The organism is Hungatella sp., assembly GCF_046966825.1.
Genome location: NZ_JBKVCZ010000206.1, coordinates 1 through 7,762, shown reverse-complemented (window position 1 = coordinate 7,762; position 7,762 = coordinate 1). Strand labels below are relative to the sequence as shown.

General features: G+C 48.5%; 12 protein-coding genes. All 12 read right to left on the bottom strand.

The window, feature by feature from the left end:
- Positions 1-69 precede the first annotated feature (69 nt).
- Positions 70-495: a single-stranded DNA-binding protein gene (locus tag ACLTD4_RS31945; RefSeq protein WP_006771554.1), complete on the bottom strand. Its 426-nt coding sequence runs from the start codon at positions 493-495 to the stop codon at positions 70-72.
- Positions 496-776: 281 nt separating this feature from the next.
- Positions 777-1,616: a nucleotidyl transferase AbiEii/AbiGii toxin family protein gene (locus tag ACLTD4_RS31940; protein ID WP_006771553.1), complete on the bottom strand. Its 840-nt coding sequence runs from the start codon at positions 1,614-1,616 to the stop codon at positions 777-779.
- Complete coding sequence (locus ACLTD4_RS31935) at positions 1,613-2,212, bottom strand: type IV toxin-antitoxin system AbiEi family antitoxin domain-containing protein (RefSeq protein ID WP_006771552.1); 600 nt, start codon at positions 2,210-2,212, stop codon at positions 1,613-1,615. Before ACLTD4_RS31935 ends, ACLTD4_RS31940 begins: the two co-directional genes overlap by 4 nt.
- A gap of 89 nt (positions 2,213-2,301) precedes the next feature.
- On the bottom strand, positions 2,302-2,937 hold the full coding sequence (locus ACLTD4_RS31930; protein WP_006771551.1) for a hypothetical protein: 636 nt from the start codon (positions 2,935-2,937) through the stop codon (positions 2,302-2,304).
- A 45-nt stretch (positions 2,938-2,982) separates the two neighbouring features.
- Positions 2,983-3,450, bottom strand: coding sequence for a hypothetical protein (locus tag ACLTD4_RS31925; protein WP_006771550.1), 468 nt, complete (start codon positions 3,448-3,450; stop codon positions 2,983-2,985).
- A gap of 5 nt (positions 3,451-3,455) precedes the next feature.
- Positions 3,456-4,151, bottom strand: coding sequence for a hypothetical protein (locus tag ACLTD4_RS31920; protein WP_006778111.1), 696 nt, complete (start codon positions 4,149-4,151; stop codon positions 3,456-3,458).
- A 55-nt stretch (positions 4,152-4,206) separates the two neighbouring features.
- Positions 4,207-4,785, bottom strand: a complete 579-nt coding sequence (locus tag ACLTD4_RS31915; RefSeq protein ID WP_006771548.1) for a sigma-70 family RNA polymerase sigma factor — start codon at positions 4,783-4,785, stop codon at positions 4,207-4,209.
- A 15-nt stretch (positions 4,786-4,800) separates the two neighbouring features.
- Positions 4,801-5,211, bottom strand: a complete 411-nt coding sequence (locus ACLTD4_RS31910; RefSeq protein ID WP_006778112.1) for a zinc-finger-containing protein — start codon at positions 5,209-5,211, stop codon at positions 4,801-4,803.
- A 70-nt stretch (positions 5,212-5,281) separates the two neighbouring features.
- The gene (locus ACLTD4_RS31905; RefSeq protein ID WP_243009730.1) at positions 5,282-5,629 is read right to left on the bottom strand and encodes a hypothetical protein; all 348 of its coding nucleotides are present in this window, start codon (positions 5,627-5,629) and stop codon (positions 5,282-5,284) included.
- Positions 5,630-5,707: 78 nt separating this feature from the next.
- Positions 5,708-5,929: a DUF6133 family protein gene (locus ACLTD4_RS31900; protein WP_006771545.1), complete on the bottom strand. Its 222-nt coding sequence runs from the start codon at positions 5,927-5,929 to the stop codon at positions 5,708-5,710.
- 55 nt (positions 5,930-5,984) lie between these two features.
- Positions 5,985-6,863, bottom strand: a complete 879-nt coding sequence (locus tag ACLTD4_RS31895) for a hypothetical protein (RefSeq protein WP_006771544.1) — start codon at positions 6,861-6,863, stop codon at positions 5,985-5,987.
- Positions 6,860-7,762: type II secretion system F family protein (locus ACLTD4_RS31890; protein ID WP_412331884.1), on the bottom strand; the 903-nt coding region annotated here is incomplete at its 5' end. The genes ACLTD4_RS31895 and ACLTD4_RS31890, both read right to left, overlap by 4 nt.

The following is a 7,762-nucleotide window of genomic DNA, read 5'->3' as shown; positions in this document are numbered from 1 at the left end:
ACCGCACTAAGCTTTCAGTTTCATTCTGAAAAACTTAATGTGGTTCCTCTCAATGAGCTGGAGTCTCAATCACTCCGGCAGGGTCTCGCGTTCACCGTCCAATATCTCCAGGGGTGGAAGGCTATTGGCTGGCGCCGCTGTTTCCTGGCAGTCCGGTAAACTTAACTTTTGATCCTTCGATTGCCAGTCGGGCAAAAAGCCGCAGTTGTCTAAGTAAACCTTCAGACGTTTTGTTTTGACATCGCCGTTCTGGCTGGTGCAGTCCACCAGCTCCTGGGAGCCGGAGATCCAGATCATGCTGCCCTTCTTAATTTTCAGGCGTATGAGCCGCAGAGCGTCCTCGCCCCATGTCCAAACCTGATAGTAAATAGTTCTCTGCCCGTTTCCAAAGCCAATATGCTCGGCAAGGTCAAAACAGACATAAGGGGTTTGCTTTTGGCTCTGCTTTAGCTGCAAATCTGCAGTCACATAGCCAAATACGAAAACCTGTGCCATAACACTCCTTTCTGCCAAAGGCTTTTATATCTATATAAAAAGTGCCAGCAGACAAGACCGGCCGTAGAATGGCGCGGTAATACCACTGACACTTGATTACAAACTTGACAACGTGTGCAATGCGGGCTTCTTCCGCTATATGGAGCATTGTCCATATCCCATAGGGGGGGGCGCACAAAAATCATTTACAGAGCAAGTATAACACTATATATAGTATATGTCAAGATAATGCAATCAATATATAGTATAAATGTATTGCCAATATACAATATGTAGCGATTTTATTCCTGCAACAGCCTGCCGATACGCTCCACAGTATCCAGCACTTCTGAAAACAGGAGCTTTCCGATATAGGGATTTTCTGCGGTATATTTATGCCAGAAGGATACCAGCATCGGTTCTTCGCGGATATCCTGCAATATTTCTTCCCAGTCTGCCAAGGCACTGGCAGAGCCGCGCTTCTTAGCTGTGTGAGCCACGGCCATGCGCAGGATATCCGGACGGATTTCTGAATACCGTTCCCTGTATAGGGTATGTAGGTCATAAAAGTCTCTTGCCCTCGTGGTTCCAATATTCCGGCGAATGATGGTTTCATATTTTTCAGCAAGGATCGTCTCCAGAGTGTAGGCCATAACCGGCACTGTTTTATGTTCAAACAGAAGTGGGTAATCATACTGGATTGCCGCGGGGGTAATCTCGTCTCCGGTGGTAATGTCTAACTTCATAGGGCTGTTGATTTTTCCGTACCGTGCGTCGATATGTACACGGAAATTGCTGTACGTGTCATCCTCACGGATTGGTTCTATCTTACGAAAAGAAAAGTCTATCCCATCGCCAACGTCAATAGACAGGATCTCCTTAATGACAGAAGTTATTTCCGGTTCCTCCATCCGGATTCCCCGCACGGTCGTATCCATGTCAATGGTGGTGCGCTCTTCAATGCCAAGCATGGACGAGATTAACAGTCCGCCCTTTAATATAAAATTTTTCCGATAGCGCGAGCCTGCCAGACGCTCCAGGACCCGCTCGAACAAAAACATTTGCAGAACCTCCTGGGGACGCAGGTTTTTCTGCGCTGCCATGTTGCGGATTGTCCCCTTTAGTTGTTCCGGTGTTTTCATGAGAGTACCTCCATATATGTTCTGATTTGTTCTTCAATTCCAAATTTTTTTCCGTATTTCAATAATTTCCGGCAGTCTGACCCGGAGCGGAAGTAATCCTTCAGAGCCTGGGTGTAGAGCTGCATATCCACATTTTTCTTATCCCGAATTATGTCACAGAGACAGCGCTCCCTGTCGTACAGGCGGATCAGACCACCTTGAGGCGATGTTGTTTCCGTTATGCCGATACTGTACATGGCGCTCATGACATAGTGAAAACGCGCCTGGGGATAATCCCTTTTTATAGTGGATATATTTGTTCCCTGCGGAACCGTCATATCAATAAAATGGGGCGTCCGGTCAGACAAACCCCAGAAATACAGCGCGGTCCCATAAGAAAAAATGGCTTTTGCACTTCTTATCTGCAGCGCCACATATTCATCGGGCAGATCCCCATGGAGCGTGTACAGCCCCTTGCGGATACGGACCAGACGGTTATCCTCCACATATTTTTTTAGCACAGCACGGCTGATCCCCAAACGCTCCACCTGCTTTGTGGATACAATTCCATTTCCGTCAGCCGCAAGCTCCTTTACCTTTAACCAGATATCATCCATCTTTGCACGCCCCCTTTGGTTTTACATTCATACTTTACATTATAAAATATTAAAGCATGAATGTAAATAAAAGCTTATCTGATTTTACTTTAATTTATGGCGGCGTCTTCAGACGCTAGGTCCGGTATGTGGTTCATAAAGCGGTAATAGTCGTCCAGCAGGTAAAACTCGTACTTTGTCGCATTAGGCTTCCTGTACCGGAAAATCAGTCCATAAATGTTTCCGGTCCCGTCCAGTCCCAGTTGACCGAGCCAGCAGGTCATAACATGGCCGTTGCGATACCAGAGACGGATATCTAAAAATTCTTTTTCCGTTACCAGACCCTTAGACACGATCCTGCGGACGGTCTCATCATCTATGAGCGGATAAACCAAAAAGTGCCGGTAAAGATCGTCCGTAAGCCCTAAAGCCTGCTGCAGGGTCAAGGGATTGGGATGTTCCAGCCACCAGAGGGTAATGCTCTCAAAGTCATTCAGACAGGGCTTCGGCTCCAAAGCATGGAAACTTTTAAGAAAAGCCTTTACCTCTTCGATGTCCGGGGGTGACGGAAGGTCTATTTCCCGGACAGATCCATTTTGGTACTCGAAGGCCAGCTTATCACCAGCTTTGTCCTCCAGCAACATGGAAGTCCTGGAGATAGGATACAACAGGAATTCTTCCAGATAAAATTTTTCCTTTAAATAACTATAGATTTTATATTGCTCTATCGTGCCCGGTTTATACAAAAGTACCCTCCTTTCATGGTATCTATAGAGGAAATAGGACTGGGCCTATTTAATTTCTGCATGATATTCTAATAATTTTTCGTACCCAAGAAACGTGTTGGTTGACAGCATGGTATCCAGATAGTCGTTTCCCAGGACAGGGGAGTTTTCATTTTGAAAATAAAAGCAATATTTCTCCCCGGTTTGTACGGCAGTATGGCTGCTGAAGAGAAGAGAGTGTTCCCTGCCAGACAGATCTGTGATCTGAACCCTTTTGTACTTTCGCAAAGGGGATACGGTGATACCGGTACAGGTTCCGGAGATGGCTGCGTATGCATCCCTTCGTATGATATTCCACAGCGACACGGAGCGAAACAGACAGAAAAGGAATATGACGCCGCTCATGGAGAGGAGCATGGAGTCAGCGGAAACCATATAGACCATGAAACTGACAATCACACCGGCAGTTCCGGTCAAGAGGGTAAGATACAATTTCCTTTTCAAAACGCGGGGGTATTTGTTCCATTTTTTCATAAATGTCAAATCCTTTCAAAAATAATCTGCTTACGCAGGTACAGATTTGCAACAGCCAGGACAACAGGCTTGCTGTTGGAGCTGGATTTAACCAGATAGGCAATATTGTCGCTGGTGGTGTCCCTGTCATCATAAAGCTTGTCAAGCACACTTTCCTCGTTGGGCAGACTGTGAATTCCCTTTTCCACACATTTGATGATTTCCGCTGTGGACATCAGGGTCTGTCCGGCCAGGCGCATTACCTGCTTTTCCCCGGCTGTCCGCTTGTCCCCACAAAGAAGCCTGCGGGCCATGGACAAAGGCACATCCTTCACCAGCACAAGCTTTAAGAATGAAAACAGCCGGAGGGGAAAGCTGCCGGAGGCCGGTATGATATACATAGTGCTTAACAAGTCATATAAAGCGTCATAATCAGTTGCTCCGCTTCCGGAGACCAGCAGCCCACGGATCAGCAGACGCTCCACGCAGGCGTTCCATGTACGGTCTGCCTGAAAGCTGTAATCGAGTACCGCCTTATTGTAAAGCTCTCCAATTTCGTTCTTCCTGGCAATCCGCCAGTTTAAGCTGCTCCAAACCAGCATTTCCTGTAAATCAACCATGTAGTCCTTCCCTCCCAGCACGATAACCGGATAGGAGCGGCCGGGGCTGTCAGTTCTTTTTTCCATACGGCCAACAGCAGTAAATAGTGTCTTTAACGTCATAGTAAATACCTCCTTTATCTGTTCCTTACGGTTGAAGCGCCGCCTTTTCAACAGGCTACCGGACACTGTCCAGAAATTTTCTGTCCTCCCGCAGCTTATAAGCGGAGCGGGAAATCCAGGCCCCCACATGAGAGGACGGCACGCCGTACATCTGTGCAATCTCCTTAATGGTAAGGCCCTTTATTTTTAATTCCAGAGCCTCGATTCCCAGCCGCGCGATGCCGTTATAATCCTGCTTCCTGGATTCCAGCAGTTCGAGCGTCTCCAGCATGGAAATATGTGCGCTGAATCCATCGACACGGTTTAAGACGGCGCCATCGGCAATCAACTCCCCCTGTTCACCAATCTCCAGCCGGGTGAAGTGACGCTGTTTGTCGCACATAGTCCGGCAGTAGGAGAGCAGCCCGTTGCGGACAACCTTTCTTGCATAAGTGGAAAACTGGGATAGGGACGGGTCATAGGAGACAGCGGCCCTGCATAGCCAGACACAACCCTCCTGGAATAAATCGTCATAGCTAAAGCCGTAAATCCTCTCATTTACATGGATGTTCAATAGAATCACCCAATGGACAACGGACATGTGTTCTGTTACCAGGCACCTCTGTTCTTCTGTCAGGATACCGTCTTTCCTCATAAATGCCGCCTCCCTTCATGCTGCCCGAATATGGTCAGTTTCCAATGCCTGATTACAAAGCTCAATCGTCCTGTCACACATATATTCCGAAAACATGCCGATATGGGTCTCCGCTTCACTAAGCCCCAGCTTGGCCTGCAGCCAGATATAAGCTTCCCACTTCTTCATATGGCAGTTTTGCTGCAGAGCGTCCAATGAGCGGTGAGCCAGAATACGCTTGCGGCGCAGTTCTTTATTGGCCGGCGTTCCCAGGGGGCGTCGGTCTTTTCTGTGGGTTCCCACATAGGAATCACAGGCCGGCCATCTGGAACAGATATACAGGTATGAATTTTTAGTTGTACCGGATTTGCCATAGACAACGCTGGCAGGCCGGCAAGTGGCGTAGGCCCCGCAATAGGGGCATCTGATTTGATGCTTCCGCTTCATAACGATTACCTCCTGATTACTCGCCGTTTACGGCGGGATTACGTTTATCAGGACAGTTTTAGGCCGGACGTCAGCGGCCTGCCTCCTGGTAAAGCTGCAGGAGCGGACAGCTGGAATCCGAGAGCGTATGCCATTCGATATACCGGGAGAAAACGGCCTCAAAGGTCTTTCTCACTAACGTGCCCCGGCACTCTGACGGTTCTATCGACTCGCCGGTAAACTGCCTGACGATTTCCACAGGCATTATGATCAGGCTCCCGTCCGCGTCCGCAGCCATGAGAAAGCCTTCACATAGCGGGTCTTGTCCATAGGGGCAGGGAGTACAGCCGCACATGACATACAGTGTATTTCTCCAGTTGCCTCTGGTTGCCCGCATAAAGGAATAAAACTTACAATGGTTTTGATTCAATGCCTTCACCTCCATTACCGCACATTGCGAAAAGTAAAATAAAAAAGGGACCAGCGCCATCTTTCTGCGCTGATCCCCAAGGTATCTTTATCCGAATAATGCCTCAATCTCCCTGGTGATTCTGGGAATCACCGTGTCGTTAAAAATTAAGGTCAGGGCTGCCAACAGGAGGGCGCCCAGCACAACGGCTATGATTATCTTTACTGCATCGCTGATATAAAAATCACCGCGCTGATTGGAGAGTGCGGCTCGGGTGTTTAACATAAGGCGGGGTGCGGTTCTGTTTAATTTTAAAATCATTCTTTTCATGGATAAACCTCCTGGTATATTGTTGTTAAGTAGTTGTAAAACTGATATGGACCAGTTAACCGAAAAATGCGCCGAGAGAGCTTAATACTTCCGTACACAGCACTACAAGATAGATAATCATAATACATATAAGCATCATCATGGAGTACCGCTGTATTTTCTTCGGCCGTTTTGCGGCTTCCTTTTTCAGGTTGTTCTGCTCAATCTGTCTCATATCAAAGCAGATCATTTTAAAGTACATGCGCTGGTCGTCCCCCCGGAGTACGCCAACCAGACCTCTGATAACGTCCGAGAGCATGGGGCTTCCGATTCTGGTTTCAAAATGAAGCAGAGCGTTCTCATAGTTAGAAGTAATCATGTCCGCAATCGTCTGATCCAGTTCCGCGCCAAAATCCCTGCCCGCCACACGCCGGTAGGAAGTCAGGATTTTCAGCACATCCCGGTCATTTTCCAGGTTCTGCCCGATGGTCAGGGCAAAGCGCGGGATTTCCGCTTCAATGAGCTTCCGCCGCTTTCTGACAAAATCAAAAGCAGCGTAGTATGTCGAGAACCAGAGTGCCACGGCCAATCCGATTATAAGCGGCACCATGAGCGGCATCACAAATACCGCGGGCAGAGCACAAAGCCCGGTCATGCCGGCTGTTACCCAGGCTTTTGCAGTATAGACCTCCGGGGTCAGCTCCAATCCGGCTATATTTAAAGCGGACTGGAGTTTGTTGCGCCTCAGCCTGTCCAGCTTTAGGCAGGGGGCCAGAAGCACTGCGATTTTTGTAAGGTAAACCTCCGCCAGCTTTTCATTCCGTCCGCCTTGCTGCTTTCGGACCATCAGCATTGTGCGGGAGGTCCTGCTGGTGGGAATGTCTGCAAACGCACAGGCGAGATAGTAGATGCTAAAGCCAGCCAACACAACCGCCAAAAGTGCTAACACTGTCATTTGCCGTCACCTCCGTATTCAATAGGCTTACTTAGTTTCATGATCTGTGTCAGTGAAAACAGGATAATCGCGCCACAGATGGCAAGGGCGATTTTTCCTGGGGTGGTGAAAAGCAGGGTATGAAACCAGTCCTTGTTGAGGAAATATAACAGAGGTATGTTGGCAATTACCAGAAACATCATAGTAATTGCCTCACGCCGCGGCCCCTGCATCATGGCCTCCAGCTCTGACTGTACGATACGGACATCGCTGAATTTCTGGGCAATGGTAGGCAGGGTGTTCTTCATGGAACGGTCTGACTGGCACTGGATTAAAATATTGCACCATTCATGGAATACCCGGTTTGGAATTTTCATTTTCAGGCTGTTGATGGCGCTGGTGGTATTGGCGTTTATCAGTCTGGCCTCATATACAAACGCTTCAAAATTGGCTTTCACCGGTTCATTGATATAAGGCAGGTTTTCCTGTATGGACCGGATAATATCCTCTGTACGCAGGTACGAGGTTGTAATAATGGAGATGGCCGTCTCCAGCTCCTCGTTCAAATGCTTTTTGTAGCTGGCCGCCGTGCTGTGCAGATACCACACGGGCAGCAGGGAAAAGCCGATTCCCATAATCGGGACCATGTACACATTGTCGATCAGAAGCGCCAGCACCGCGCCTACCGCAAAGAGAATCAGGGTCAGCCGTTTGAGAGCTTCAAATCGGTCTGCCCTGCCTGTATCCCTTAAAATTCGTTTGATTTCATAGTCCTGGTTAAAAAATCCCTTAGACGGAGTGCCCAGGAGCACATTCAGTTCATCGCTTAACGTGGCGGCCCTGCGTCTGGACAAAAAAACAGCGTCAATGAAATCTCCGGGGCGGACCCCGAGCAGAGCCATAAGCCCGGCATTGATAAG

What these genes read in the sequence shown, in the direction of transcription:
- ACLTD4_RS31925 (WP_006771550.1), bottom strand. Translation starts at nt 3,450, where the DNA reads ATGAAAAAATGGAACAAATACCCCCGCGTTTTGAAAAGGAAATTGTAT.
- ACLTD4_RS31945 (WP_006771554.1), bottom strand. Translation starts at nt 495, where the DNA reads ATGGCACAGGTTTTCGTATTTGGCTATGTGACTGCAGATTTGCAGCTA.
- ACLTD4_RS31910 (WP_006778112.1), bottom strand. Translation starts at nt 5,211, where the DNA reads ATGAAGCGGAAGCATCAAATCAGATGCCCCTATTGCGGGGCCTACGCC.
- ACLTD4_RS31940 (WP_006771553.1), bottom strand. Translation starts at nt 1,616, where the DNA reads ATGAAAACACCGGAACAACTAAAGGGGACAATCCGCAACATGGCAGCG.
- ACLTD4_RS31920 (WP_006778111.1), bottom strand. Translation starts at nt 4,151, where the DNA reads ATGACGTTAAAGACACTATTTACTGCTGTTGGCCGTATGGAAAAAAGA.
- ACLTD4_RS31900 (WP_006771545.1), bottom strand. Translation starts at nt 5,929, where the DNA reads ATGAAAAGAATGATTTTAAAATTAAACAGAACCGCACCCCGCCTTATG.
- ACLTD4_RS31935 (WP_006771552.1), bottom strand. Translation starts at nt 2,212, where the DNA reads ATGGATGATATCTGGTTAAAGGTAAAGGAGCTTGCGGCTGACGGAAAT.
- ACLTD4_RS31915 (WP_006771548.1), bottom strand. Translation starts at nt 4,785, where the DNA reads ATGAGGAAAGACGGTATCCTGACAGAAGAACAGAGGTGCCTGGTAACA.
- ACLTD4_RS31895 (WP_006771544.1), bottom strand. Translation starts at nt 6,863, where the DNA reads ATGACAGTGTTAGCACTTTTGGCGGTTGTGTTGGCTGGCTTTAGCATC.